This is a genomic window from Pantoea cypripedii (genome assembly GCF_002095535.1).
Lineage (GTDB): Bacteria > Pseudomonadota > Gammaproteobacteria > Enterobacterales > Enterobacteriaceae > Pantoea > Pantoea cypripedii.
Genome location: NZ_MLJI01000002.1, coordinates 918,197 through 943,396, shown reverse-complemented (window position 1 = coordinate 943,396; position 25,200 = coordinate 918,197). Strand labels below are relative to the sequence as shown.

At 52.8% G+C, this 25,200-nt stretch carries 25 protein-coding genes and 1 pseudogene; 10 read left to right on the top strand and 16 right to left on the bottom strand.

Annotated elements, in window-relative coordinates:
* Nucleotides 1-220 precede the first annotated feature (220 nt).
* From HA50_RS25605 to HA50_RS25580, 6 genes are all read left to right on the top strand, one after another.
* Nucleotides 221-1,126: a LysR substrate-binding domain-containing protein gene (locus HA50_RS25605; RefSeq protein ID WP_084879604.1), complete on the top strand. Its 906-nt coding sequence runs from the start codon at nucleotides 221-223 to the stop codon at nucleotides 1,124-1,126.
* Nucleotides 1,127-1,489: 363 nt separating this feature from the next.
* A complete protein-coding gene (locus HA50_RS25600; RefSeq protein WP_338117374.1) occupies nucleotides 1,490-2,632 on the top strand; it encodes a M20 metallopeptidase family protein in 1,143 nt (380 codons plus the stop codon).
* A gap of 25 nt (nucleotides 2,633-2,657) precedes the next feature.
* Nucleotides 2,658-3,503, top strand: coding sequence for a transporter substrate-binding domain-containing protein (locus HA50_RS25595; RefSeq protein WP_139811036.1), 846 nt, complete (start codon nucleotides 2,658-2,660; stop codon nucleotides 3,501-3,503).
* A gap of 14 nt (nucleotides 3,504-3,517) precedes the next feature.
* Complete coding sequence (locus HA50_RS25590) at nucleotides 3,518-4,243, top strand: ABC transporter permease (RefSeq protein ID WP_084879602.1); 726 nt, start codon at nucleotides 3,518-3,520, stop codon at nucleotides 4,241-4,243.
* A gap of 43 nt (nucleotides 4,244-4,286) precedes the next feature.
* Nucleotides 4,287-4,931, top strand: a complete 645-nt coding sequence (locus tag HA50_RS25585; RefSeq protein WP_139811072.1) for an ABC transporter permease — start codon at nucleotides 4,287-4,289, stop codon at nucleotides 4,929-4,931.
* The gene (locus HA50_RS25580; protein ID WP_084879600.1) at nucleotides 4,931-5,707 is read left to right on the top strand and encodes an ABC transporter ATP-binding protein; all 777 of its coding nucleotides are present in this window, start codon (nucleotides 4,931-4,933) and stop codon (nucleotides 5,705-5,707) included. The genes HA50_RS25585 and HA50_RS25580 overlap by 1 nt, the downstream gene beginning before the upstream one ends.
* A 186-nt stretch (nucleotides 5,708-5,893) precedes the next feature.
* On the opposite strand, the gene HA50_RS25575 is transcribed toward HA50_RS25580, so the two are convergent.
* On the bottom strand, nucleotides 5,894-6,817 hold the full coding sequence (locus HA50_RS25575; protein ID WP_084879599.1) for a CE1 family esterase: 924 nt from the start codon (nucleotides 6,815-6,817) through the stop codon (nucleotides 5,894-5,896).
* A 201-nt stretch (nucleotides 6,818-7,018) separates the two neighbouring features.
* Between HA50_RS25575 and HA50_RS25570 the strand changes: the two genes are divergently transcribed.
* Nucleotides 7,019-7,234 (top strand): YdgH/BhsA/McbA-like domain containing protein, encoded by a 216-nt coding sequence (locus HA50_RS25570; RefSeq protein WP_084872098.1) that lies wholly within the window; start codon nucleotides 7,019-7,021, stop codon nucleotides 7,232-7,234.
* Between the two features lie 60 nt (nucleotides 7,235-7,294).
* On the opposite strand, the gene HA50_RS25565 is transcribed toward HA50_RS25570, so the two are convergent.
* The 15 genes and pseudogenes from HA50_RS25565 to rtcR all read right to left on the bottom strand — a co-directional run bounded on the left by HA50_RS25565 (nucleotide 7,295) and on the right by rtcR (nucleotide 21,298).
* Nucleotides 7,295-8,506 carry a PLP-dependent aminotransferase family protein gene (locus tag HA50_RS25565; protein ID WP_084879598.1) on the bottom strand — a complete coding sequence of 404 codons (1,212 nt, stop codon included), beginning with the start codon at nucleotides 8,504-8,506 and terminating at the stop codon, nucleotides 7,295-7,297.
* Between the two features lie 29 nt (nucleotides 8,507-8,535).
* Nucleotides 8,536-9,228 carry an amino acid ABC transporter permease gene (locus HA50_RS25560; RefSeq protein ID WP_084879597.1) on the bottom strand — a complete coding sequence of 231 codons (693 nt, stop codon included), beginning with the start codon at nucleotides 9,226-9,228 and terminating at the stop codon, nucleotides 8,536-8,538.
* Nucleotides 9,229-9,231: 3 nt separating this feature from the next.
* Entirely contained in the window at nucleotides 9,232-9,963 is a 732-nt protein-coding gene (locus tag HA50_RS25555) for an amino acid ABC transporter permease (protein ID WP_084879596.1), read from the bottom strand.
* 27 nt (nucleotides 9,964-9,990) lie between these two features.
* Nucleotides 9,991-10,899: a transporter substrate-binding domain-containing protein gene (locus HA50_RS25550; protein ID WP_084879595.1), complete on the bottom strand. Its 909-nt coding sequence runs from the start codon at nucleotides 10,897-10,899 to the stop codon at nucleotides 9,991-9,993.
* Nucleotides 10,900-11,138: 239 nt separating this feature from the next.
* Nucleotides 11,139-11,816 carry a GntR family transcriptional regulator gene (locus HA50_RS25545; protein ID WP_084879594.1) on the bottom strand — a complete coding sequence of 226 codons (678 nt, stop codon included), beginning with the start codon at nucleotides 11,814-11,816 and terminating at the stop codon, nucleotides 11,139-11,141.
* Nucleotides 11,809-12,525 (bottom strand): IclR family transcriptional regulator, encoded by a 717-nt coding sequence (locus HA50_RS25540; RefSeq protein WP_084879593.1) that lies wholly within the window; start codon nucleotides 12,523-12,525, stop codon nucleotides 11,809-11,811. Before HA50_RS25540 ends, HA50_RS25545 begins: the two co-directional genes overlap by 8 nt.
* Nucleotides 12,526-12,580: 55 nt before the next feature.
* Nucleotides 12,581-13,522 carry a 2-hydroxyacid dehydrogenase gene (locus tag HA50_RS25535; protein ID WP_244193676.1) on the bottom strand — a complete coding sequence of 314 codons (942 nt, stop codon included), beginning with the start codon at nucleotides 13,520-13,522 and terminating at the stop codon, nucleotides 12,581-12,583.
* Nucleotides 13,523-13,557: 35 nt separating this feature from the next.
* The gene (locus HA50_RS25530) at nucleotides 13,558-14,751 is read right to left on the bottom strand and encodes an MFS transporter (protein ID WP_084879592.1); all 1,194 of its coding nucleotides are present in this window, start codon (nucleotides 14,749-14,751) and stop codon (nucleotides 13,558-13,560) included.
* A gap of 63 nt (nucleotides 14,752-14,814) precedes the next feature.
* Complete coding sequence (locus HA50_RS25525) at nucleotides 14,815-16,017, bottom strand: pyridoxal phosphate-dependent aminotransferase (protein WP_084879591.1); 1,203 nt, start codon at nucleotides 16,015-16,017, stop codon at nucleotides 14,815-14,817.
* 14 nt (nucleotides 16,018-16,031) lie between these two features.
* A complete protein-coding gene (locus HA50_RS25520; RefSeq protein WP_084879590.1) occupies nucleotides 16,032-16,757 on the bottom strand; it encodes an amino acid ABC transporter ATP-binding protein in 726 nt (241 codons plus the stop codon).
* A gap of 22 nt (nucleotides 16,758-16,779) precedes the next feature.
* Entirely contained in the window at nucleotides 16,780-17,469 is a 690-nt protein-coding gene (locus tag HA50_RS25515) for an amino acid ABC transporter permease (protein WP_084879589.1), read from the bottom strand.
* A 1-nt stretch (nucleotide 17,470) separates the two neighbouring features.
* Nucleotides 17,471-18,169, bottom strand: a complete 699-nt coding sequence (locus tag HA50_RS25510; protein ID WP_084879588.1) for an amino acid ABC transporter permease — start codon at nucleotides 18,167-18,169, stop codon at nucleotides 17,471-17,473.
* A gap of 160 nt (nucleotides 18,170-18,329) precedes the next feature.
* Nucleotides 18,330-19,199: a transporter substrate-binding domain-containing protein gene (locus tag HA50_RS25505; protein WP_084879587.1), complete on the bottom strand. Its 870-nt coding sequence runs from the start codon at nucleotides 19,197-19,199 to the stop codon at nucleotides 18,330-18,332.
* A gap of 384 nt (nucleotides 19,200-19,583) precedes the next feature.
* Nucleotides 19,584-19,679 (bottom strand): annotated as a pseudogene (locus tag HA50_RS31820) (hypothetical protein); the annotation flags it as partial.
* Between the two features lie 38 nt (nucleotides 19,680-19,717).
* The gene (rtcR, locus tag HA50_RS25495) at nucleotides 19,718-21,298 is read right to left on the bottom strand and encodes an RNA repair transcriptional activator RtcR (protein ID WP_084879585.1); all 1,581 of its coding nucleotides are present in this window, start codon (nucleotides 21,296-21,298) and stop codon (nucleotides 19,718-19,720) included.
* A gap of 190 nt (nucleotides 21,299-21,488) precedes the next feature.
* Between rtcR and HA50_RS25490 the strand changes: the two genes are divergently transcribed.
* From HA50_RS25490 to HA50_RS25480, 3 genes are read left to right on the top strand one after another with little or no spacing between them, the layout of a single operon-like run.
* Nucleotides 21,489-22,712: an RtcB family protein gene (locus HA50_RS25490; protein ID WP_084879584.1), complete on the top strand. Its 1,224-nt coding sequence runs from the start codon at nucleotides 21,489-21,491 to the stop codon at nucleotides 22,710-22,712.
* A gap of 13 nt (nucleotides 22,713-22,725) precedes the next feature.
* The gene (locus HA50_RS25485) at nucleotides 22,726-23,529 is read left to right on the top strand and encodes a nucleotidyltransferase domain-containing protein (protein ID WP_084879583.1); all 804 of its coding nucleotides are present in this window, start codon (nucleotides 22,726-22,728) and stop codon (nucleotides 23,527-23,529) included.
* Nucleotides 23,530-23,541: 12 nt separating this feature from the next.
* The gene (locus tag HA50_RS25480) at nucleotides 23,542-25,131 is read left to right on the top strand and encodes a hypothetical protein (protein ID WP_084879582.1); all 1,590 of its coding nucleotides are present in this window, start codon (nucleotides 23,542-23,544) and stop codon (nucleotides 25,129-25,131) included.
* Nucleotides 25,132-25,200 lie beyond the last annotated feature (69 nt).

Here is a 25,200-nt window from a genome sequence, read left to right as displayed (position 1 = left end):
CTTATTGTTATTCCAGCCGGACGGTAAGCCGCTGGTTAAAACTGATGGGAGAGAAGCATCAGTGAAAACACGAAAAAATTAAATGGAAAAAAAACAAGGCTGAGACGCATTAAAATTAATACGTAGCGGGTAAGGATTTTCGTTACACTCGAACGAGGGTTCGGGAGAAATAAAATCCGCCCGACGTATTCAGGGTGTTACCAGGAAAATATCAGGCACTATGCAGAATTTAAAAAAGCTACCCCCGCTGAACTGGTTGCGTTCTTTTGAATCAGCCGCGCGGTTGCAGAGTTTCACGTTGGCTGCCGAGGAACTGCATATGACGCAGGGAGCGATCAGCCAACATATCCGTAGTCTTGAATCCCATTTCAAAACCAGTCTCTTTATTCGCCATGCACGTAAAATCGAGCTGACTGAAGAAGGCCTGTCCTACCTGACAGTGGTCCAGGCGGCGATTCAGCGCCTTGAGGTGGCAACCAATGAGATCTTTGGCGAAGGCCATCGGCGGCAGATCAAAATTAAAGGCAGCATCGCCTTCTTTACCTACTGGCTCAATGCGCGCCGACTGGGCGAATTTAGTCAGGAAAATCCGGACATCAATCTGCAATTCAATACCGATATCTGGATGCGTGAGGAAGATATTAAAGCGGATATGGAAATCCGCTGGGGCAAAGGTCAGTGGGCTGGGGTGAATGCCGTGCGACTTAGCTACGATACCCTGTTTCCGGTCTGCTCCCCGCGTCTGGCCGATTCACTCCCTTTGCAACAGGTTAGTGACCTCAAACACCATCACCTGCTGCATGTTATGGGCTATCAGGAAGGATGGGGAGAATGGCTGAAGTTTGCCGGTGCCACTGATATCAATGCCTCAGAAGGGGTTCAGTTTGATACTTACGCCTGTGTGCTGAATCTGGTGGAGTCCGGCTTTGGTGTGGCTCTGGGCAGGCTTTCGCTGGTAGAGGATCAGCTTCACACGGGAAAACTCATCGCTCCCTTCTCTGCCCGTTTACAAAGTAGTGAAGACTTTTATCTTATCTATCCTCAGACGGGGTTTACTAACCCTTATGCCCGCCGTTTTGCCGAATGGCTGGTTAAGCATGCGGTAGGCGGTAAGCTGACGGAATAATATTTCTTAATAACCCTTTCTTATCACAGGTGTCAGGTGCTTACCTGACGCCATACATGCCGTTGATATTGCCATCTACCCGGTCATCAAGCACTTTCCGTTAATTATGCCACGCCAGCATGATAATTATTTCATATGGACGTCAGTGCTTTTTCTGTTAAATCCACACCTATTAAAAAAAACGACCCTGAGGCAGGACATAAATGGTTTTAATAAAAATAGCGCGTGGTGAATGCTGCGGTCATTGAGAAAGTATTGTCAGGGATATTCATGTCTCTCCCTGATATAGCCAATCGTCCAACACCAGGGGTAATGATGAATAACCTTCAATCGCAAGATTTGACGCTTCATATCAATAATAAAATGGCTGAACTTGAACCTCATTTAATCACTATTCGTCGTGATATTCATTCCCACCCTGAATTAGGTTTTGACACGGTAAGAACTGCGGATATTGTCAGGTGTGAACTGGAGAAAATGGGTTATCAACCCAAAACCGGCGTAGGGCGAACCGGCGTTCAGTTAGATATTTCAGGCGGAGCGGCTGGGCCAACGTTGTTGTTACGTGCCGATATGGATGCACTGCCGATGCAGGAGCAAACGGGTTTGCCCTATGCCAGCCAGATTGCCGGAAAAATGCATGCCTGCGGGCACGATCTGCATACCGCAACCCTGTTGGGTGTGGCGGCGACGTTGAAAGATCTTACGCCACAGTTGAAAGGCAACGTGCGTCTGATTTTCCAGCCAGCTGAAGAAACCGCAGAAAGTGGAGCCGCTGCCATGATCGTTGATGGCGCTGCCGACGGCATTGATATGGCGATTACGCTTCATAACAAGCCCGAGTTACAGGCGGGGAGAATTGCGCTGACACGCGGTGCTAGCACCGCCTCCAGCGATGAATTTGATGTGACGGTGAAGGGGATTTCAACCCACGCTGCCCGCCCTCATATGGGACGTGACCCCATCATCGCCGCCGTCGGTTTGATCACTCAATTGCAGACCATTATTTCGCGCGAGGCCGATCCGGCGGATTCTGCTGTCCTGACCATTGGCCATATTCAGGGTGGTACCACCCATAACATCATTCCTGACAGCTGTATTTTTCAGGGCACCGTGCGTGCGCGTTCTGCGCAGCGAAGGGACCAGATTGAAGCCGCATTTCGGCGCATCTGTACCGGGTTTGCCCAGGCGATGGAGGTGGAAATCTCGCTGAATTATCAGCGCGGTGTCCCTCCCCTGATTAATGACGAACATCTTATCGATCAGATAGAAGGCATCCTTTCTCAACATTTCGGTGAGCGTATTGAAGCCACGTCGAAGTCCAGTTTTGGCGCTGAGGATTTCTCGTATTTCACGGAGCGTGTGCCGGGTTGTCAGATTGAGTTCGGTTCAGCCATTGCCGGACGTCATGACCATTTGCACAACTCCGATTATCAACCTGATGAAGCCTGTATCAAAGTGGGTGCCATTGCCCTCAGCCGCATCGCCGTCGATCTCCTTTCCTGAATGCTTGTTCACCGAGGATAATGAAATGAATAAAAAGACTTTTTTACCGGGAATCTTTTGTGCGGCGCTGATGCTGGCATTGCCGATGATCAGCCAGGCAGTGACGACACCTCTGCGCATTGCCACGGAGGGAGCCTTCCCTCCCTTTAACCAGACCACACCCAATGGAAAAATTGCCGGATTTGAGCCCGACATGATTGCTGAGATCGCCAAACGCGCGGGTTTTAGCTACGAAATCATTGCGCAGAAATGGTCGGGGATCATTCCGGGGCTGATGGACGGTAAATATGACGCGGTTGTGGATTCCATCACCATTACCCCGGCCAGAGCCCAGGCGATTAATTTCTCACGTCCTTACACCAATAGCATCTCGGGATTTGTCACGCTGAAAAAGGGTGTGATTCCCGTCCTGCCAGGCGCTGACGCGGTGATACCCGCGAGTGATGAAGCCGGTATGAATCAATCGCTGGCGCAGCTGAAAAAAGCCTTCACCGGAAAAACCATTGCGGTGCAGGTCGCCACTATCCAGGCCGACTTTCTCAATAAATACCTTGCTGATGTCGCCACCATTCGTACCTATCAGGCAGGTCCGGAAACCTATGCTGACCTCACCAATGGGCGGGTTGATGCAGTGATGGCATCCGTCACTAACATGGCGGCATTTGTGGATAAACATAAAGACAGCGCCACGATCACCGGTTACCGCTATTCCGGCGGCGTATTAGGTGTCGGTTCTGCCATTGGTTTACGCAAGGATGAAGGTGAGCTGAAAACCAGAATCGATGCTGCGCTGAATTCAATGATCAAGGATGGCACGTTAAAAGCCCTGTCCATGAAGTGGTTTGGCACTGACGTCACGCCGTCAGAATAAATGAGGTCACGGGTATGAATATCGACTGGCAACTGCTGGGATTCGGTGATGAAGGCTGGGGGATGGCACTTCTGAGGGCAGCTGGCGTGACTTTTTCAGTGTCCCTGTGTGCATTTGTACTGGGCATGTTGCTAGGCAGCCTGCTGTGCTGGATGCAACTGAGCGGTAATCGCTGGCAACGTAAAGCCGCCAACGGTTATGTCATCGTGATGCGTGGTGTACCTGAACTGCTGGTCATTTACCTGTTTTACTTCGGCGGGCGTCAGGTTGTTGCGTTTTTTGGCGAGGTTCTGGGGCTGGCTGGTCCCTTTGACGTCAATGGTTTTATCGCCGGTGCCGTGGCGATTGGCCTGATCTCGGGTGCCTATCAAAGCGGCGTATTTCGCGGTGCCTGGTACGCCATTCCGAAAGGAACCGTTGAAGCGGCCGTGGTTACCGGTATGACTAAAATGATGATGTTCCGCCGCATCATCGTCCCCCAGGCATTGAAAACTGCCGTCCCGGCACTGGGTAATCAGTGGCAGTCGGTGATTAAAGAATCCGCACTGGTTTCCGTGACCGGGTTGGTGGAAACCATGAGCCAGGTATCCTCGGCTGCGGGTTCGACACAAATGCCCTTCTTTTTCTATGCCGTTGGCGCAGTCATTTATCTGATCATCACCGTGATATCAGATCAGGTATTTCGCAATATTGAAAAATATTCTTTGCGCGGACAGAAAATTATTAGCCAACAAGGGTAATGCAGTGGACAGTTCATTCTTTTCCGAAACGTTTATTAGCCTGATGAAAGCCTTGCCTTTGACACTGAATCTCACCGTATTGTCGCTGGCAGGTGGCGGTTGTCTGGCATTAGCGCTGAATTTATTACGCCTGACACCAGTGGGAGCCTGGTTTTATCGTGGCTATGTGTTTTTATTTCGCGGCACCCCGTTATTAATTCAGATCTTTATGATTTATTACGGCCTGGGAAGCCTGACATTTATTCATGAAAGCGTGATGTGGCCAGTGCTACGTTCGCCTTACTGGTGCGGGCTGATTGCACTTATTCTTAATGACGCCGCTTATACCTCGGAAATCCTGCGCGGAGGGTTGAACGCAGTTACGCATCAGTCCACCGAGGCCGCCAAAGTCAGTGGCATGTCGACGGTGATGCGATTGCGACGCATCACTTTGCCGATTGCGGTACGGCAGGCTTTACCAGCTTACAGCAATGAAATCATCTCCATGCTCAAATCGACCTCACTGGTCAGCACCATCAGTTTGATGGAGATGACCGGCATGGCTGATGCCATCGTGTCATCAACTTTCAGGGCACTGGAAGTGTTCCTGATTGCCGCAATTATTTATCTGGTTATTTCCGTGGTGGTGAGTTACGCCATCTCCTGTCTGGAAAAACATCTTTCACCGCAGAATTTCGGAGTACATTAATGGCTATCCCAACGATCATGCTCAGTAATATTAAAAAGAGCTATGGCAACCATGACGTTCTTCATAATGTCAGCCTGACGGCGAACGACGGGGATGTTATTTCACTGATTGGTGCCAGTGGTTCAGGCAAAAGTACCTTGCTGCGCTGTATTCCATTTCTTGAAGTCCCTCAGGCTGGGGAAATCGCCATTGGTAATGATATCGTCACTATTAATAATCCTGACGAGTCACTGAATCGCTGGCAGCGCAGGACGATCAAATCTATCCGGATGCAGTTAGGTTTTGTCTTTCAAAGTTTTAACCTGTGGCCACATAAGACAGTTTTGCAGAACATTATTGAAGCACCGGTGTTTGTGCAAAAACGAAATAAGCAGGAATGTATTGATGAGGCGGAAGCACTGTTGCATAAGGTCGGAATGTATGAAAAGCGTCATGCCTGGTCATCCCAACTCTCTGGCGGCCAACAGCAGCGTGTCGCAATAGCGCGGGCGCTGGCACAACAACCGAAAGCGTTGTTGTTTGATGAGCCAACCTCTGCCCTCGATCCGGAACTGGTGGGTGAAGTGTTGCGGGTGATACGTTCACTGGCGGAAGAAGGCCGCACCATGGTTATCGTAACGCATGAGATGGGTTTTGCGCGTGAGGTGTCCAATAAGGCAGTGTTTCTTCATCAGGGGGTTATTGAAGAACAGGGGGCACCTGAGCAGGTATTTCTCGATCCTATTTCCGACCGTTGTCGGGCTTTTACCCGTAGCCATTTTAAAAGAAACCCTTAGCGGTGTTTGCCTTTCCTGTTCGATTGAACAGGAAAGGTGAGTAACTTAGTTACAACAGACGTTAAGAGCGACTAAACATAGTGAGTCCTCAGCTAGCTGGTAAATCTCACCATCGACATGCGGCACGGAGTAGTGGCAATGCAAGGTAACAGTTTGTTGTAACTAATAGCACTGCCCTCCCCTGATCTATCTCTCAGGTAAAGATAAAAAGAAATCCGCAATCACTTCGCTGGCGTTAATTTGTAGGCTCGGTTGCCCGGTAATACGAGGATGGAAAGACTGGCTGTTACCGGGCCAGACGTGACCTCCTCCCCTCACCGAAAGGACGGTCACCTTACCCGCAGGTGGACAACTGATGAAATCCGTACGCAAGATTCTGGTGGGATCTGCCATGACTACTGCGGGAAGCTGGACGGGCTTAAACGCTCCCGCACATCCGTTATGCCTGCCCCAAAAAGCCGCGGTTTCTGCAACGGATATTACTTGCCCCCCTTCCCCTCTGCCGCCAAAATCTTCTACCCACCCTCCTCCGTAAGGCATGATGGGGTCGGCCATTCCGTTGATCTGCATCACCGCAACCGGTTTTGCAGGCCGACAAGTTGGAACCAGATCAGCAGGCAGTGAACCCGCCACAGGCGCAATGGCGGCGATGCGGGATGAAAGATCACAGCCCAGGCGCTCAGTAAACAATGCACCGTTGGATATGCCGGTTGCATATATTCGTCTGCGGTTGACGGCATAGTTATGCTGCACCTGGTCGAGCAAAGCCGCGACGAAACTGACATCATCCTGCGGATTTTTGATCGTTGTGCGGCCATCATTCCAGTGTTTGTCGACGCCATCCGGATAAATGACGATAAAGCGATCCTTGTCGGCCACCGCATTGAATCCCGTCATTCTCTCCATCCCTGCTCCTCTCATGCCACCGCCATGAAAGGCAAGAATCACGGGAAATCCGCCAGCCGGAGGGGTGCCATCAGGCACATGGAGGGCAAAGGTTCTGGCCTTGCCTCCAGCCAGTACCTCCTGCGCGCCATCTGCCGCCAGCGCAGCGCCCGAAAGGAAAACAGCAAGGACAACCATCCTGAAAATATTTCCCATCACCTTCATTTGCTTATCTACCCACTATTGGTCGGTTTAGATATCAGGAACCTGACGGGGATGATGTTCATTGATTTTCCCTATCACCGCAATAGTTAGCACGATCACAATACCAGCATTTATTGTTAATAAGATAATAGTCACCATGGTTATCATTATTCACATCGAAAGCAATCATGCTTTCAACCATACAAACCAAGGAATAAGACCATGAAAACTATCAAAGCCATGACCATCGCCGCAGCCGCCGCTCTTTCTCTGATGTCAGCAGCAAGCTTCGCTCAGAGCATTTCTGTTACCGCCGATACTCTGGACGGTGCCGAAGCTCAGGTAGCCGCTCAGGCCGCACAGCATGGTGATCAGTACAAAATCACTGAAGCCAACACCAATAACCGTGTGCATATGACTGCTGAACTGTACAAATAACGGATGGTCGCAAAAGGAAGTGCCGGAAGAGGTCGCCCCGCGGGGCGGCCTTTTTCGCTTTTATAAACAAACCATCCTTCCATCCGGCCCGCACGTTAATAGCCCCGCCAGCCGGGCAGCGAATGCCGCAAACGCCTGTTCATCACATCCCTGGCGGGTCATAAACTGAGTGCCCACGCGCAGGGCAAACTTGCCAAGTGCCTGAGGATCATTGCAAGTGCCGACCAGCACACCTTGACAAGCCAGCCTGTCGATGACCGCATTCGCCGGTAAATCATCGCTCATCGGCACCAGTAATTGATGGGTGGCGATTTGTCCCACAGTTGCCGCCGTTACCGTCACTCCCAGCCCAGCCAGCGCCCCGGCCATCGCCAGCGTATTGCGGCAAATTTGCTGCGCATAACGCGCCCCCTCTTCACGCGCCTCCCGCAGGGTGACCAGCAGGGACGGCAGGCATCCGGCGTCGGCATTGGCGATAAATCGCTGGCCGATAAGTTGCGCTAACTGTTTCCCTTGCCCGGCATCGCGCCCGGCAATGATGCTATGCGGGCGGCCCGGCAGCGTTTTATAGGTGGAACTGGTCAGTATATCGACGCCCAGCGCCAGTGGGTTGGGGAAAACACCGCCAATAATCAGGCCCATCACATGAGATGCATCGAACACCGTCACCGCACCCACCTCACGGGCCGCAGCAACCACCGGCTCCACGTCATCGGGTTTGATCATCACCGAACGCCCCAACATCACCATCGTTGGTCGTAGCAGCCGTACCTGGTCTGCCGCCGCTGCCGCATCGAGGCAACAGTTGTTCACGTCGAACGGCAGATCCGCCACACGCAGACCAGCCAGCGCCGGGGTACCGTCACGGCGCTGACTCAGATGACCACCGTGCGTCGCCGCTGGTGCCAGTAATAAATCGCCAGGCTTGGTGAAAGTGTGGAATACCGCCAGATTGGCGGTGGTGCAATTGGGCAGGCGCGTCTCAGCCCAGGTTGATCCAAGCAACCCATTAATTTCATGGGTTAGCGCGACTTCCAGCGCCGAAACCAGCCCGGTATCCGGTTGCTCTTTGTCAAAGGCCGGACCCATCGCCGGATAAGCGCTGAGTCCTGGCGCATAAGCGGCCATCGCAGCCGGACTGGGCAGGTTGGCTCCAGCGTAGAGCACAATACGGTCATGTTGCAGCACCTCAGTCCGCGCCGCTGCTGCGCGTAACAACGCATCAGGATCGTTAGCGGATAAGGTGAAATCATGGGTGTCGGGTACAGTCATCAGAACATCCGTCAGAGTGAAATGTCGTGCTAGCGCACAATCGAGATGCGCTTTTGCAGATAGCGCACGCCGCGCGAAGCGCCGTAAGAAATCAGGAAATACACCGCCGCCGCAAACAGATACATCTCCAGCAGGCGGCCATCACGCTGTGCCACTTTCGCGGCAGCACCGAGAAAGTCGGTGATCGACAGCACGTAAACCAGCGAGGTGTCCTGAAACAGGATGATGGTTTGTGTCAGGAACAGCGGAAGCATATTGCGCATCGCCTGCGGCAGTACCACATAAAACAGGGATTGTGCCGGAGTGAGACCCAGCGCCAGCGCCGCATTGCTCTGTCCGCGCGGCAGCGACTGGATCCCGGAGCGGACGATCTCGCAGAAATAGCAGGCCTCGAATAAGGTGAAAGTCACCACCGATGACCAGAACGGGTCCACCCGCACCGGAAACGAGGAGCCTGTCAGCCATTGCAGCAGATAAGGCACCAGGAAGTAGAACCAGAAAATCACCAGCACCAGCGGCAGCGAACGCATCAGGTTGACGTATCCTGTTGCGATCATCGCCAACAGCGGATAGCGGCACAGACGCATAATCGCCAGACCGGTGCCAAATACGATACCGATCACCGTGGCACAGAGGGTCAGGCTGAGGGTAAAGCGCATACCGGTCAAAATCAGATACGGCAGCGCGCTGATGATGCTTTGAACGTCAAATCCCGACAGCATAACCTATCCTTTTTTTCCGTAACCCGGCAGCGCAGCCCGCTTTTCTATGCCGCGCATGGTGAAGACGATGGTCATATTGAGCAGCAGATACAGCAAGGTGGCGACACTAAACGCCTCGAATACCTGAAAGGTGTTTTCCTGCATGGCACGGGCGCTGCCGGTCAGCTCAATCAAGCCAATCGCCAGCGCCACCGAGGTGTTTTTGGTACAGCTGAGGAATTCGGAGGTAATGGCCGGTGTCACGATACGATATGCCACCGGCAGCAGGACATAGAGATAGGTCTGGGGCAGCGTCAGTCCCAGCGCCTGCCCGGCCATACGCTGGCCTTTGGACAGACTCTCCAGCCCGGCACGCAACACTTCCGCCATGCGCGCCCCGTGATAACAGCCGAGGCACAGCACCGCAGTATAGAACTGGGCGTCAGGCAGTTGTTTCAGCCAATCCCCGGCCTGCTTTGGCAAGGCTTCCGGCAACACGAAGTACCACAGAAACATCTGCATCAGCAGCGGAATGTTACGGAACACTTCAACGAAGGCACTGCCGCCCCGGTTCAGCCAGGGTGACGGTACGTTGCGCAGCACGCCAGCCAGCGAACCAAGCAGCAAAGCAATGGCGAAAGCGCCAATCGCCGTGGCCGCCGTCCACCCCAGCCCCATCACCAGCGTTTCCCAGTAAGTATGGGCTCCGTCCAGCGACACATCGAAAAAGGCAGCCCAGTTCCAGTGGTAGTTCATGTCTTTATCCTGCCCGCGTCTCGTGGCTTAGCGATATAACTCTGGATTCGGATCGTCGGTCGGATTAGCGATGGCTTTCGTCAACTGCGCCGACATCGGGAAGTTCATGTTGACGTTCATTGGCGCGATCGGCTGGGTAAACCATTTGGCATAGATGGCGTTGATCGCCCCGCTTTTATACAGCCCCTCGATGGCGGAATTCACCAGCGCTTTGAACTGCGGATCGTCGCGGCGCAGCATGATGCCATAAGGTTCGACGGATAAAGGCTGATCGGAAATCTGGTAGTCATCAGGCGATTTGGCGGTGGCGCGAGCCCCTGCCAGAGAGACATCGTCAAAGATAAAGGCAGCAGCGCGACCGGTTTCCAGCGTCAGCATCCCTTCTCCCAGATCTTTCGCCATCAGGATGCGCATCCCCAGATGTTGGGCATTATTCGCCTCGTTGATGATCTTCACGCTGGTAGTGCCCGACAGCGTGACGACCGTTTTGCCTTTCAGATCAGCCATGTCCGCCACCGGCGCGGATTTTTTCGACATGATGCGCACTGCGGCGACGAAGTAAGTCGTGGAGAACGTTACCTGTTTTTGTCGTTCAGCGTTGTTGGTGGTGGTGCCACATTCCATGTCGATGGTGCCATTGGCCAGCAACGGGATGCGCGTCGCACCGGTCACCGCCATGGTATCAACCTTGAGGTCAGGCTTGTTGAGCCGGGTTTTCACCGCGTCCACTACCGCCCCACAAATATCCATCGCGTAACCGATCGGCTTCTGGTTGTCGTCGTAATAGGAAAAAGGCACAGCGCCATCACGATGCCCGACAGAAATCTGTCCGCTGTCGGCAATTTTCTTCAATGTTCCGTTGAGTTCTTCACCGGCAACCGGCAAAGCAGACAATCCCAGGGTGATAACGGTTAACAGGGGCAGATATCGTTTCATGATCTCTCCGTGGTAAGCCAAATACTGCAATCAAATGAAAATTCGGCTGTTCCCACCGGGCAGCAGGAACAGAGGACGACAGCGCTGAAGGCCAGAATGATGCGTTGGCGAGGATCCCGTCAACGAAAATTAATAATGTATAATGAATTCATATTGCAGAAAGGCAGCAAAATGCCGCTGCGTCAGTAGAAAAAGAAAGCAATCAGGGGATGACGGCGAGGGAGCCCCGCCGTCAATCGTCAGTCAGCTGCGGGTCGGCTGGCGTTCATCGCGTTGCGTACCGCGTTGGCGGTACTCATTACGTGCTGGCGCATGGTTTGCGCCAGACGGGCGGACTCGCGGGCGCGCAGGCAGATCATGATCTCCTCATGTTCCTGCATCGCCAGCCGCCAGTCATCAGGCAACTGGCGCACGGTATGGCGAATGTTACGGATGCGCTGTTCCAGGTTGCGGTAAAGCGTCAGGAGGGATTGATTACGGGCAGCAGCGAACAACGCAAGATGGATTTCCCGATTCAGCCGGGCGTATTCCAGTTTGTCCTGCTGCTGGTAGCTGTGCAGCATCGCGGCATGCAGCTGTTCGATAGCGAGAAGCTCGTCATCGGTGATTTTCTCGCAGGCCAATTCACAGGCCAGTCCTTCCAGGCTGGCGATGATGGGAAACAGCTCGTACAGTTCTTCATCGGTCAGCATCGCCACGCGTGCACCGCGTTGCGGTAGCAGGACCAGCATCCCCTCAGTTGCCAGTACCTTGAGCGCCTCCCGCAACGGGGTGCGGGAAATGCCAAACCGTTCACAAAGATCTTTCTCCGGTATTCTGTCGCCCGGCTCCAGCTCACCGCTGACGATCATCTCCCGGATGGCATCGGCTATTTCACTGTGCAAGGTGGTGCGTGAAATAGGCATTCCCTTATTCATAGATGGTTGCCCCGAGCGCATAGGACAGTTTTCTGGCTTCTTCAATTAACAACTGCTGGCTGTCGGAATTAGCCGGATCAAAGCGAATGATCGGGCCGGAAATACCCAATGCGCCCGCCAGTTGGTTATCGTGCTTAAAAATGGGAACCGACATCGAGGCAGTCAGGCTGGTCGGCAGGTTACTCCCCGCGCCGGTAGAGGTGAACACCCCCTGCGCGTAAGACCAGCCTTCCGGTATCCCCTGCTCAAAATGGCGTAAGGCGGTCGCTGCGGAGGTATCGTCCATCGGCAACAAGGTGCCGACAGGAACGCTGGAGCGGATATGTTGCGGCGAATCTTTCCGATACAGACACAGACGAAAATCGCCTTCACGCACAAAGAAGGAGCTGCTTTCCACTGTCACTTCCGTCAGTTTATTCAGCACCGGCATGACGTGTTCGCGCAGGTTGAAAGTTCGCTCGTAAGTACAACCTAATTGATAGGCGCGGGAACCCAGTTCATAGCAACCATCAACCCGCTTGGAGACATAGCGCTCCGCCTCCAGCGACAGCATGTAACGCATGATGACGCTTTTAAACAAACCTGTCGCTTCTTCCAGTTCTCCCAGCGTCATGCCGCCAGGGTGATCAACAAAGGCATCTAAGATGGCCAGGGTACGCTTAACCGCTTTGACGGAACGATCGATATCGGTAGTTTTCTGCCTTGCCATAATTTCCTGTCAGGTAAACAAAAGCCGTTATTCAATGAAAAGTAATGTACTAGCATTAACATACCCTGCCAATCAGCTCACTGCCTGAGAAATACAATTCAACATTGTCCAGCATACGTTTCTGCTGAGCGGCCTGGGCATAATGGGTATTGGCAGCGATATGCGGCGTCAGAATCACGTTTTGCATGGCGCGTAAGCGGGCAGAAACGGCAGGTTCTGATTCATAAACATCCAGGGCAGCCCCCGCCAGCTGGCCGTTGTCCAGCGCATTACATAGCGCGGTTTCATCCACCAGCATTCCACGCGCAATGTTGATCACATACCCGTGCGGACCCAATCGCTGAAGAATATTGTCGTTGATGGCGTGATAGTTTTCTTCACTGCCGCGGGTGGCAACCACCAGAATATCAGCCCAGTCAGCCAGGGTTTCCAGGCTCGTCAGATACTGATAAGGCACCGACTTGCGACTGCGGCTGTGATAGCCAATGGACATATTGAATGCCTCCCCCAGACGGGCGATGCGGCCGCCAATCTCCCCCAGCCCGTAGATACCCAGTCGGCAATCCTGTAATCCCGGCACGAGATGATAACGTTCGACGCTGTTGCCTTGCCACAAACCGCTACGCAGAAAACGGTCACCCGCTAAAATATGCCGCGATCCAGCTAAAATCAGCCCCATGGCGAACTCCGCCACGCTGCTGGCATTGGTTCCGGCGGCATTGGTCAGCGCAATGCCGCGCTGTTTCAGGTACTCACAATCAACAAACTCCACCCCGGAGCCGTAGCAGCTCACCAACTGCAACTTTGGCAATGCATCGATCAGCGCCTTCTCAGTTTTAATGCTGCTCATGGTCAGCAAAACCTCGGCTGACTCCGCTCCTTCCGGCAAATCGCTGCCATCCAGACGGGTTAAGGGGCCAACGAGGTGATAATGTTCACGTAACTGCTTAACCAACGCGTCCGGCAGCGTGCGCGCCATCAATATTGTTTTTTTCATCTTTTGTTCTTTCATTGCATCGTTATAGGAAGCTGTTATTTCCACTTCAAAATCCCCCACTGCCCGGCAAGTAAGGCGGCCAGTGCTGCCGCCATCACCATAAAAGTCAGGGTGATATTGCCCACCGAGGCCAGCATGCCGACCAGCAGATTTCCGATAGGCATGGTGCCCTGAAATGACATGCTGTACAGGCCAACCACCCCGCCGCGCAGCTCCGGAGGGCTGCGGTGTTGCAGGGTGGAATTGATCATGGTGGAGAAAAACGTCAGGGATAATCCCAGCAGCAGAAAGCACAGGCAGGTCAGCAGCGGCTGATGGGACAAGGCAATGCCGCCCAGCGCCAAAACCCCGCTCCAGGGCGCAACCTGCAACCATTGCAGCAGCTGCTGATGTGACACCCGGCTGGAGATAAACACCGCCGAGCAGAGCGAACCGACGCCCGCGCTACTGAAAAACCAGCCGGTGTAGCGTGCGGTATCATGGAAACTCTGCGCCGCCAGTACCGGGATCAGCGACTGATAAGAACCGGCGAAGATCCCGACGAAGGCCAGCATCGGTAAAAAGCGCAGAGCAAAGCTGTCCTGGGTGACGAAGCGCAGCGCGTTGCGCATCCCCCCGCCGCGGCGTTGACTGTGTTCGGTGTCCACCACCTGAATGGTACGCACTGCGCAGAACATGGTCGTCAGCCCGCACAGGGAGATGACGAATCCGCCGACGGCACCCACATGGTTAAAGCTATAGGCGGCCAGCGCTGGGCCAAACATCCGCCCGATGTTGAACACCATGGTGTTCATGGCAACGGCGTTATACATCAGGGATTTGTCGTGCAGGCTGCTGGTCAGCAGCAGTTGTCGGGTTGGCAGCTCCATCGAGGAGATGCACCCGGCGACCGCCGCCACCCCCAGCACAAAGACCGGGGTGATAAAACCAAAGATCACGCTGGCGAGCAGCAGCGTGGTGAGGGTCATCGAGAAGCACAGGATGCGCATCATGATGGTTTTCACCCGTGCTGGCGTCAGACGGCTGCCAAACAGCAACGGAACCACCAGAGACGGGCAATACAACAGGAAGTTCAGCACCCCGAGCAGCCAGGGTGAATGACTCATCTGCCATAACAGTAAATTCAGTGTGACGTTTTGCGTCCATAAACCGAGGATTGATGCGGCCTGCCCCATTAAATACCTGCGGGTCATCGGTTCTTTAAACACAGGAAAAGTCGTGGTCAGCATCGTGAATCGGCCAAAAAAATGTTCAGGTTGCAATGTGGCCCGGGTGGAAGCCCGGGCAGTGGCTTAGTGCAGGCTGCGGCAGAAACGCTGGATACGCGTGCAGGCTTCCTGTAACTGCGCCATAGACGCGGCGTAGGAGAGACGGAAATTCGGTGCCAGGCCGAACGCGTCGCCATGCACCAGTGCCACACCTTCGCTTTCCAGCAGGGCTTCGGTGAAGTCTTTATCGCTGCGGATAACGCGTCCGGCTGGCGTGGTTTTATTCAGCACACCGGCACAGGAGGGATAGACATAAAACGCCCCCGCAGGCACCTGGCACGTCAGGCCCGGCGCTGCATTCAGTGCCTCAACCACATAATTGCGGCGCTTAACGAAGCTGGCACGCCACTCCGCCAGGAAATCCTGTGGACCATTCAGTGCCGCAACAGCAGCCCATTGGGAAATAGAAGAGACACCGGAGGTGATTTGCCCCTGAATGGTTTCCATCGCTTTGATCAGCGTGGCCGGACCGGCACCGTAACCGACGCGCCATCCGGTCATGGCATAGGCTTTCGATACGCCGTTGATCACCAGTGAACGTTCCATCAGCGCGGGTTCAACCTGCGGGAAGGTGTAAAACTGGTTGTCGTCATAAATCAGTTGTTCGTAGATATCGTCACACATCACCCAGACATGCGGATGGCGCAGCAGCACATCGGACAGCGCCCGCAGTTCTTCACGGGAATACACCGCGCCCGTTGGGTTGGAAGGTGAGTTGAATAACAGCCACTTGGTTTTCGGCGTGATCGCCTGCTCCAGCGCTTCTGCTGAAAGCTTGAATCCCTGCGCTTCACTGACCGCGACGGTGACCGGCGTGCCGCCCGCCAGCGCGACCATTTCCGGGTAAGACACCCAGTACGGGGCGGGAATAATCACCTCGTCACCTGCGTTCAGGGTCGCCATCAGCGCATTGGAGATAATCTGCTTGGCACCATTGGAGACGATGATTTGTTTAACGGTGTATTCCAGCTGATTGTCGCGTTTGAATTTGGCCACGATCGCCTCGCGCAGCGCAGGAATACCGGCGATGGGCGGATATTTCGTTTCGCCCTGCGTCATCGCCTGCAATGCCGCCTGCTTGATGTGTTCCGGGGTATCAAAGTCCGGCTCACCGGAACTTAGGGCGATAACATCCTTGCCCTGCGCTTTCATATCTCGTGCCAGCTGGCTGGCAGCATTGCTGGCGGAAGGTTTAATCCGGGAGAGGGTATTGGATAAAATGGTCATGCTTATTGGTCCTGTCAGTGGCGAATATCGGCGACAAATTTTTGCGCGCGCGGATGTTGGGGATGATGGAAAAAGTCTTCTGGCTTAGCTCGTTCAAGGATTTCTCCGCGATCCATGAAGATCACCCGGTCAGCCACTTCCCGGGCAAACCCCATTTCGTGGGTGACACACACCATGGTCATACCTTCCTTGCCGAGTTGCTTCATGACCTGCAGGACTTCGCCGACCATTTCCGGGTCGAGCGCACTGGTCGGCTCGTCGAACAGCATGACCGGAGGTTTCATCGCCAGGGCGCGGGCAATGGCGACACGCTGTTGCTGTCCACCCGAAAGCTGGTGGGGATAGGCATGCAGTTTCGCCGAGAGACCGACCTTCTCCAGCAAGGCCATGGAAACAGCGTCGGCTTCCCGTTTGTTACTCTTACGCACCCGGCGCTGCGCCAGCGTGACGTTCTGCAACACGGTGAGGTTGGCAAACAGGTTGAACTGCTGGAAAACGAAACCGATATTGCTGCGAAACTGGTTGAGGTCGGTGTTTTGTGCGCGGCTGTCTACGCCGTTAACCAGAATCCGTCCTTGCTGAATCTCTTCCAGCCGGTTGATGGTGCGGATCAGGGTTGATTTGCCAGACCCGGATGGACCGCAAACCACCACCACTTCTCCTTTTTCCACCACCTCGTTGACGTTGTTGAGGACTTTATTGGGTCCATACCACTTCTCAACGTTTTCAATTCTTAGCATCTGCCCTCTCCTGCCCGTTAACTTAGTGTTTTTTCTTTAAAACGCTTTCAAGTTTTCCAACCAGCTGCGTCAACGAAAAACAGATAATGAAATAGATAATTGCCAGCACGCCAAATACCTGTAGCGGCTTGGTTAACTCCAGCGTATTGATTTGATAAGCGGAGTAGGTTAATTCGGCAACACCAATGACATAACCCAGCGAGGTATTTTTTATCAGGTTGATAAACTGATTCAGAATACTGGGAATCATATTAAATAATGCCTGCGGCAAAATAATCTCAAACATCGTTCGGGTGTAACTGATCCCCAGGGTACGGGCAGCTTCAGTTTGTCCCTTTGGGATCGCATTAATACCGGCCCTGACCACTTCGCCTAAAAATGCCATTTCATAAATAATCAACGCCACCGTCAGCGTCTTCACGCCCGAGATAGCATGGCCGGAAATTAACGGCACCGCAAAATAAGACCAGAACACCAGCATCAATACCGGCAGGCCGCGAATCACGCTGGAAAATAATGTTACCGGCACATAGATGATTTTATGTTTGCTGGTGCGGGCAATGCCGATCAATATCGCCAGCGGGAATGCGCAGATTAAACCCGCCGCCGCAATCAGCAATGTCAGGGCTAATCCGCCCAGCGGGCCGTCAGGATAACCGCCCACCAGAATCAGGTCGCGATAGTTCTCCACGATTGAAAGCATATCGTTCATCTTAGCGGCTCCCGGCGTGGTAAATGAAACGATCGTAAGCAAAGCCGACGCCAACGATCAGCAGCGAACCCAGCAAATAAATCACCGAGACAATGGCGAAGGCTTCAAAGGTCCTGAAGGTTTCATTTTCAATCTGCTTGGCCGCGTAGGTCAGCTCTGCAACGCTGATGGCCATTGCCAGGCTGGTGGCCTTGTACAATGCCAGCGACTGATTAATGAGTGGCGGAACAGAGACACGAATCGATTGCGGTAAAATCACATCCCGCATCGCCTGAGCAAAGGTGAGCCCCAGCGCCCGGCAGGCTTCCATCTGGCCACTGGCAATGGAGCGCAAGCCACTGCGCAGATCTTCAGACATAAATGCCGCGGTATTCAGCGTCAGTGCCACATAGGCAAAGAAGAATTCACTGCCGTGCTCATTGACCCACTGAGACAATATATCGGGTAACACCGCCGACAGTCCGAAATACCACAGCAGCAACTGAACCAGTACCGGGACATTACGATGATATTCAACATAAATAGCAACAAACCACCGCAACGGGGCAACCCCGGAAATACGCATCGCGGTCAGAAATAATGCCAAAATAAAACTGGAGATCAGACATAAAGCAAAAAGGCTTAATGTTGTTTCCAGACCTGTTATCAGCCACTGCAAATAGGCACCATGCAGTAATGACATAGGATCAAAACTTACCATTGCAACTCAGCTCCTTAACGCAGGGAGATCCGTAATAATTAATAATCATCATAATGAGATAACTGCGTATAGAGGTTGATATTCGTTTCTTGCAAAACAGGCGTAATGATTACCGCACCGGAATCAGATGCGGCATTATCATCATCTATTTTTCGGCGATTTATTCGGTACTGAGTTTGATTTGTTCGATCGGTTCTAATTTATGTTCCCGTGGCATATTATAGACGGTGCCTTTACCCAGCCATTTATTCCAGATGGCATCCAGTTTGCCTTCCTGCTCCATTTTTTCCAGTGCGCTGTTAACCGCCGCCAGAAATTCAGGTTCGCCTTTTCTGACGCCCAGCGCGTTGGGTTCCCAGCCAATCGGCTGATCAATAAAGGCATATTTCCCTTTACCGGCCTGCAAATAGCGAATGCCGGAGGTTTGTGCGAATGCCTGACCGCTGATTTTCCGCTGTTGCAGCGCCAGAAAAGCCGACGGGGAATCGTGATAGGTGACGACGCCGATTTTCGGGAAAGATTTGCGCAACCAATATTCAGAAGTGGACCCGGAAGTCATGCCGACACGTTTGTCGTCCAAATCCGCCAGGGATTTATCGCCATCGCTGACCGGAACCAGCACTTTCAGGGGTACCTGGAAATGTGAAGACGTGAAATCAATCTGCTTTGCCCTTTCAGCGGTGTAGCCCAGCGCAGCAGAAAGAATATCAACCCGGCCAATCTGCAATTCAGGAATACGGGCTTCTACTGACAGGGTTTTTTGCACCATCTTCACGCCGAGTTGATCGGCCAGTGCCTGGCAGACATCAACATCAAATCCGACAACTTTACGGGTTTTGGCATCGGTAAACCCCATCGGCTCGGTGGTGGAGAGCGTGCCACACACCATCTCGCCGTGTGCTTTGATGTCCGCCAGTTCGTTAGCAGATGCGGTGCCACTGAATCCAGACAGTCCGAGCACGGCGCTGGCCAGCACAACGGCGCTGAGGGTTTTTCTTTGCCAGGTACAGCTGATTGCATATTTAGCCACAGGGAGATCCTCATAGAAGCGAAATGACGCCAGACAAAAGTCCAGGCCTGCTTAATCCACACTCACTTAAAACAAAGTACATTTTCATAATGCCATTATGATTTTGTTAATGCATAAAGAGTGCCATTTTGCGACATTAAGGTCAGGAATATGTTTATTGATTATTTATCAGAATGTTGTGTGATATTTTCAATGATGTCTGGACAGACTGACGGGTATCGATCAGGGAAAGGATCGCAGAAAATAGTGAGATCCAGCGCACTATTTTAGGGATGAGGATGCTCCATAACAGGGCCAGAGCGATAGTCAGCAATGGCCGGGATCTGTCGATTGGCTGAAGCTCAGTTGATTTGGCCAGACGCCTTTCAGCGTTCCCGCCATCTATATCATCTGGTACCGCACCAGGTTGAACGCCAGAAGGACTCCCCACCACTCCTGTCTCACCAGCTCCTGCTTTCTGCTGCGCAGCGTCAGACAATTATCCTGCAGCCCCCGGGTGAGATCTTCCGGCAGGCGAATCAACCCTTTTGTTTGTGCACATCCTCCCAGCTTAAATCAAAACGCATAAGGTATTTACGCAACCGATCCGCATCGTTTGGCTGCTTTTTTTGCTGTCTGGAGATGGCAAAGAGCCTGCGTCCAGCTTCTGACAGCGAGGCAGAGCGCTGGCAAACTTCAATGACCGTTTCTAATTGCTTTTGATCAAACAGATCGATGTCATACTCAATGGGCAATGTCACAGACTGTTGATCTTCTGTATGCCAGTTTGCCTGTAAACGGGCGATCTCTTCATCCACCAGTGCCAATGTAATGCGTCCGTTTTCCGCCAGTGTGGCCATACGCGCTACGCTGGCACTGAGTTCACGAAAATTGCCTCGCCAGGTGGCTCCCCCTGAATTCGCAAAACGAAGGTAGTGAGTGCGCGCATCTCTATCGAAGCGCACCTGACTGCGCTGGTTGCGCATAAAGCGCTGTAATTCGTAATCAACATTAGGCTCAATGTCTTCACGACGCTCAGCAAGTCCCGGCAACCTGTAGCTCCACATATTTATACGAGCATATAAATCCTCCCTGAAACGTCCTTCCCTGACCCACTGATGCATATCGCGATGCGTGCCTGCAATCAGTTGAAAATCACTGCTAACTTCACGATCTGAACCAAACGGGAAGAAGTGTTTCTCTTCAATCGCGCGCAACAGCATGGCTTGTTCGTCAAGGCCCAGCTCCGCGATTTCATCCAGAAACAGGATGCCGCCATCAGCTTCACGCAACAGACCCGTGCGTGCAGCCAATGCCCCCGTGAACGCCCCTTTGATATGCCCAAACAGCGTTGACATGGCGTTATCACCACGCAACGTGGCGCAGTTCACAGCGACAAATTTTCCTTTGACCTGATGGCGTGATTGGCGCAATTGAAAAATACGCTCTGCCAGAAACGATTTCCCCGCGCCTGTTGGTCCCGTTAACAGCATCGGCGCACTGGATCGCTGCGCCACGCGTTCAATTTGCTCAATGAGGGCGTTAAACGTGGGATTACGAGTCTCGATACCTGACTTGAGGAATGATACCGAACTCTGCTGTTCATACTGAAAGCGGCTGGTTAACGTGGCGTAGCGGCTCAAGTCCAGGTCAATGACCGAGTACACCCCCTCCGGTGCCACTTCTCCTTTTTGACCCGGACCGGTCTGCAACAGGCTGGCAGGCAGATAACGTGCCTCAGTCAGCAGAAACCAGCAAATCTGCGCCACATGGGTACCCGTGGTGATGTGCACCAGATACTCTTCATGCTCGGTATCGAAGAGATAACGGCTTGCGAAATCGAGAAATGCGCCGTAAACCTCTTCGAAATCCCAGGGATCTATGAGGCTAACCGCATGTGGCACCACCCTGGTCTGCGGCGAGATTTCGCCAATGTCCTCGATCAGGCGTTCTGCCAGGCTGATATCACGTGGTTGGTACAACAACTCGAAACGGTCAATGGGTAACTCTTCATGCTGGCACAACGCGACACTTGGACGCCATTTGGTCCACCGATGTTGCCGCTTACCGCGCCTGTCGAGCTGAGTTCCCAGCATGCCAATAACGACACGTTTTTTCATTACCTATCCTGTACGATAAATTCTTATCCAATAAGATAAGAATACCTCTCCTCACCTTACGTGGCAAATCGAATGAAAAACAATAAATATGATTAAAATCATAATGTTATTTACAATTACTGCAAAATATAATTATTGGCACGCGATTCGCTATAAGTATGGAAACGAAATCAATCAGTGACGGAAATACATGAAACCTCAATATGAAGTACTCAGTTCTGCCTCAGGTGCGCCGATAAAAATGTGGACGCAGGGCGTGCCGGTAGAACCTGAAGCCAGACAGCAGCTGCTCAACACTGCTAGCCTGCCATTTATCTTTAAACATATGGCTGTCATGCCCGATGTACATCTGGGAAAAGGTTCAACAATTGGCAGTGTCATACCGACGCGTGGTGCCATCATTCCTGCGGCAGTAGGGGTAGACATTGGTTGCGGCATGATTGCCGTGCGAACTTCACTGGTTGCCGCCGATTTGCCCGACAACCTGCTGGGTCTGCGCAGCGCCATCGAACAAGCCGTGCCCCATGGCCGCACCAGCACCCGCGGTAAGCGAGATAAAGGTGCCTGGCATGATACGCCCGCGGACGTTGACGCACATTGGGCACAACTGGCAACCCGGTTTAAGCATCTGACCGACCGATATCCTCAACTGCTGAAAACGAATAACCACCAGCATCTGGGTACACTCGGCACAGGGAACCATTTTATTGAGATCTGCCTTGATCAGGCCGACCGGGTATGGGTAATGCTGCACAGCGGTTCGCGCGGGGTGGGTAATGCTATTGGCACCCTGTTTATTACGCTGGCGCAGAAAGACATGCAGCAGCACATTGCCAATCTTCCTGATCGCAATCTCGCCTGGTTCAGCGAAGGAAGCCGTCATTATGAGGATTATCTGGAAGCGGTAGGTTGGGCTCAGGATTATGCGCATCATAACCGTGAGGTCATGATGAATCGTGTACTGGCCGCTTTGTCTGTCTGTATAACCAAACCCTTTGCCACCCATCAGGAGGCAGTGAATTGCCATCATAACTATGTGCAGCAGGAGCAGCATTTTAACGAGCAGGTGCTGATCACACGTAAGGGTGCGGTTTCCGCGCAAAAGGGACAAATGGGGATTATTCCCGGTTCGATGGGAGCCAAAAGTTTTATCGTGCGCGGCCTGGGAAATGAAGAGAGCTTCTGCTCTTGCAGCCACGGTGCAGGCCGCATCATGAGCCGAACCGCCGCCAAAAATCGGTTCACCATTGATGACCAAATACGCGCCACCGCCCACGTAGAGTGTCGCAAAGATCGTGACGTAATCGACGAAATACCCATGGCCTACAAAGACATTGATGCCGTCATGGCAGCGCAATCCTCACTGGTGGAGATCGTTCACACGCTGCGCCAGATCGTATGCGTAAAAGGATAACAAGGAGAATGAGATGAACATACAGACTGGATTACACGGCGTAAATGAGTCAATGCATAGGCGCGTTCGGGAAGTTCTGCTCCAAATCGAAGATGAACACGATGTGCGTATTCTGTTTGCCTGTGAATCAGGCAGCCGCGGCTGGGGCTTTGCCTCACCAGATAGTGATTATGATGTGCGTTTTCTCTACGTGCACAAACCTGAGTGGTATCTGCGCGTTGAATCGCCGCGAGATGTTATCGAAAAACCGATCGACGCTGAACTTGATGTCTGCGGCTGGGAATGGCGCAAAGCGCTGGGGCTGTTAAAGCGCGCCAACCCGACACTTATCGACTGGCTGGACTCCCCCATCATATACCGGCAGAACGATGATGTGATGGCCCGCATTAACGCTATCAGCAAATTTTTCTTTTCACCGGAACGCGCGCGTTGGCACTACCGGTCCATGGCGCATAAGAACTTTCGGCAGTATCTGCAAGACGATGAAGTCAGGCTGAAAAAGTACTTTTATGTGTTGCGCCCGCTGTTAGCCGTGCGCTGGATAGAAGCGGGCAAAGGCGCACCACCGATGCGTTTCGATCAGTTGCTGCAGGGAACCCTGGATGATGGCCCGTTACTGCAGGATATTGCGGCGTTGCTTGCTGCTAAACAGCGAGCCGGTGAAGCGCAATATGGGCCACGCCGGCCCGTGATACATGCCTTTATCGAGGATGAACTGGCTCGTACTGAAGTTGCACTCGCCCGATCAGCAGACAAGCGGGATGACGCATTGTTGGATGCACTGCTATTTGAAACCGTGCTGGGAAACCATGCTTAACAGGGAACGGATATGAAAAACTGGCTTAACAGATTACTTGGCAAGCAACCGCAACAGACTATATCGGTGGTCTGGGATGCAGAGTTACCGTCGATTTATGCCCGCCTTGAGCAAACCTATGCTCAGCCACACCCACTGGTTGAGGATAATCATGTTTTAGAGAATCAACCATTAGGTGATTCAGATGAAACGTTTTGGGCGCCGGGAGCGCTTGAAGGAACGATGATTTATCACTTCGGTGTAGGCAGCGATGACCCCGGAACTGATGAGATACTACTGGCGTTGAAGCAGGCGCTGGCAAAACCTGGCATGCAAACGATGCAGCGGTTGTATCACCTGATAAATCAGGATTCACCATTGTATTACATTGACGATCTGATGAAAGCCATTGCGGAGAGCCCTGGCCTGCAAGCGGATCGACTCCACAACCTGGTGCTATCGCTCTGCACGCAAAGCCCGGACCACAACGCAGTAAAGTTTGCTATGGCACTGATGGCTTTCTTTCCCGGCCAGCGTAGCGTGGAGGTGTTACAGGTATTGGGGCGTCATGACGAGTTCACGCTTTATGCTGTCGTCGCGATGCGTTCCATGCTTGAACCTGAACAATATGCAGCTACATGGTTTGCCATGGCACAGAGGGTCAACGGCTGGGGCCGAATTCATCTCATGGAACGCATCCCTGATGCGCTGAATGAAACGATGCGTCAATGGCTGTTACGTGAGGGTTTCGCTAACTCAGTCATGAATGAATATACAGCGTTGAATTGTGCACTGCGAGGCGGGTTAGTGGACGCGCTGGCAACAGAATACGACGATCCTCTTCTGTTGGGGGCAGCAGAAATGCTGTATGTGCTGATAAACGAAGGTCCGGTAGCCGGTATGTCAGCTTATGATGACGGAGGGAAGGCTTGCATGCTCTATTTGCAAAGCGTCCTGGCACATCAGCCTGCGCATCCACTGCACTACCTCACAGCCAGGAATCTGGGTGAGTGGGCTGACAATGAGAAATCATTAGATACCACGACTTCCTCGCAGTTGGTGGCCATGAGCGCCGAGGTGCTGGCATTAGCCATGTGGGATGAGGTGACTACTCAGGCACTGGCAGGTGAAGAAGGTTACGTGTTCAATCTTGCGATTGAAGTATGCCGCCTCCGCCAGGAAGATCCCTTCCCTGACCTTTTTGCCCGACAGCGAGATAATCCTGAATCAATGCTTTGGTATCAACTGATGCAGACGGATGATGCCGTCCAGGCAAGCCAGGTATGTTTTCTGGCAGAAACTCAGTTCGACCTCAGAGAAATGGCGAGTGGACCCGCGCTGAGTAGCGGCATTGGCCCAAAATGGGCTGCTCAGCGCAACCTGGATTCGGTATTGCAGGAATTAAAACGCTTTCCAGAAATGGGATGGCCTTTACTTGAGACGGCGCTGAAAAGTCCGGTGATCAGAAACCGTCAGATGGCGATTAATGCTCTCGAAATGTGGCCGTTTGATAGTCTGGCAGTTCATGGTCCATATATTGAAGAATGTGCTGATGCTGAACCCCATAAAGAGGTGCAGGAGCGTCTGAAAAAACTACGAGACCGATTATCTTCCGCAAGCTAAACCCGTTCATCTGAACGGGGTTTTTACATTAAAGCCGGGCAAAGATGCCCGGCCTGTTAATGGATCATT

Excerpts from the sequence above, each read along its gene's own strand:
- HA50_RS25605 (WP_084879604.1), top strand. The coding sequence starts at position 221 with ATGCAGAATTTAAAAAAGCTACCCCCGCTGAACTGGTTGCGTTCTTTT.
- HA50_RS25600 (WP_338117374.1), top strand. The coding sequence starts at position 1,490 with ATGGCTGAACTTGAACCTCATTTAATCACTATTCGTCGTGATATTCAT.
- HA50_RS25595 (WP_139811036.1), top strand. The coding sequence starts at position 2,658 with ATGAATAAAAAGACTTTTTTACCGGGAATCTTTTGTGCGGCGCTGATG.
- HA50_RS25590 (WP_084879602.1), top strand. The coding sequence starts at position 3,518 with ATGAATATCGACTGGCAACTGCTGGGATTCGGTGATGAAGGCTGGGGG.
- HA50_RS25585 (WP_139811072.1), top strand. The coding sequence starts at position 4,287 with ATGAAAGCCTTGCCTTTGACACTGAATCTCACCGTATTGTCGCTGGCA.
- HA50_RS25580 (WP_084879600.1), top strand. The coding sequence starts at position 4,931 with ATGGCTATCCCAACGATCATGCTCAGTAATATTAAAAAGAGCTATGGC.
- HA50_RS25575 (WP_084879599.1), bottom strand. The coding sequence starts at position 6,817 with ATGAAGGTGATGGGAAATATTTTCAGGATGGTTGTCCTTGCTGTTTTC.
- HA50_RS25570 (WP_084872098.1), top strand. The coding sequence starts at position 7,019 with ATGAAAACTATCAAAGCCATGACCATCGCCGCAGCCGCCGCTCTTTCT.
- HA50_RS25565 (WP_084879598.1), bottom strand. The coding sequence starts at position 8,506 with ATGACTGTACCCGACACCCATGATTTCACCTTATCCGCTAACGATCCT.
- HA50_RS25560 (WP_084879597.1), bottom strand. The coding sequence starts at position 9,228 with ATGCTGTCGGGATTTGACGTTCAAAGCATCATCAGCGCGCTGCCGTAT.
- HA50_RS25555 (WP_084879596.1), bottom strand. The coding sequence starts at position 9,963 with ATGAACTACCACTGGAACTGGGCTGCCTTTTTCGATGTGTCGCTGGAC.
- HA50_RS25550 (WP_084879595.1), bottom strand. The coding sequence starts at position 10,899 with ATGAAACGATATCTGCCCCTGTTAACCGTTATCACCCTGGGATTGTCT.
- HA50_RS25545 (WP_084879594.1), bottom strand. The coding sequence starts at position 11,816 with ATGAATAAGGGAATGCCTATTTCACGCACCACCTTGCACAGTGAAATA.
- HA50_RS25540 (WP_084879593.1), bottom strand. The coding sequence starts at position 12,525 with ATGGCAAGGCAGAAAACTACCGATATCGATCGTTCCGTCAAAGCGGTT.
- HA50_RS25535 (WP_244193676.1), bottom strand. The coding sequence starts at position 13,522 with ATGAAAAAAACAATATTGATGGCGCGCACGCTGCCGGACGCGTTGGTT.
- HA50_RS25530 (WP_084879592.1), bottom strand. The coding sequence starts at position 14,751 with ATGCTGACCACGACTTTTCCTGTGTTTAAAGAACCGATGACCCGCAGG.
- HA50_RS25525 (WP_084879591.1), bottom strand. The coding sequence starts at position 16,017 with ATGACCATTTTATCCAATACCCTCTCCCGGATTAAACCTTCCGCCAGC.
- HA50_RS25520 (WP_084879590.1), bottom strand. The coding sequence starts at position 16,757 with ATGCTAAGAATTGAAAACGTTGAGAAGTGGTATGGACCCAATAAAGTC.
- HA50_RS25515 (WP_084879589.1), bottom strand. The coding sequence starts at position 17,469 with ATGAACGATATGCTTTCAATCGTGGAGAACTATCGCGACCTGATTCTG.
- HA50_RS25510 (WP_084879588.1), bottom strand. The coding sequence starts at position 18,169 with ATGGTAAGTTTTGATCCTATGTCATTACTGCATGGTGCCTATTTGCAG.
- rtcR (WP_084879585.1), bottom strand. The coding sequence starts at position 21,298 with ATGAAAAAACGTGTCGTTATTGGCATGCTGGGAACTCAGCTCGACAGG.
- HA50_RS25490 (WP_084879584.1), top strand. The coding sequence starts at position 21,489 with ATGAAACCTCAATATGAAGTACTCAGTTCTGCCTCAGGTGCGCCGATA.
- HA50_RS25485 (WP_084879583.1), top strand. The coding sequence starts at position 22,726 with ATGAACATACAGACTGGATTACACGGCGTAAATGAGTCAATGCATAGG.
- HA50_RS25480 (WP_084879582.1), top strand. The coding sequence starts at position 23,542 with ATGAAAAACTGGCTTAACAGATTACTTGGCAAGCAACCGCAACAGACT.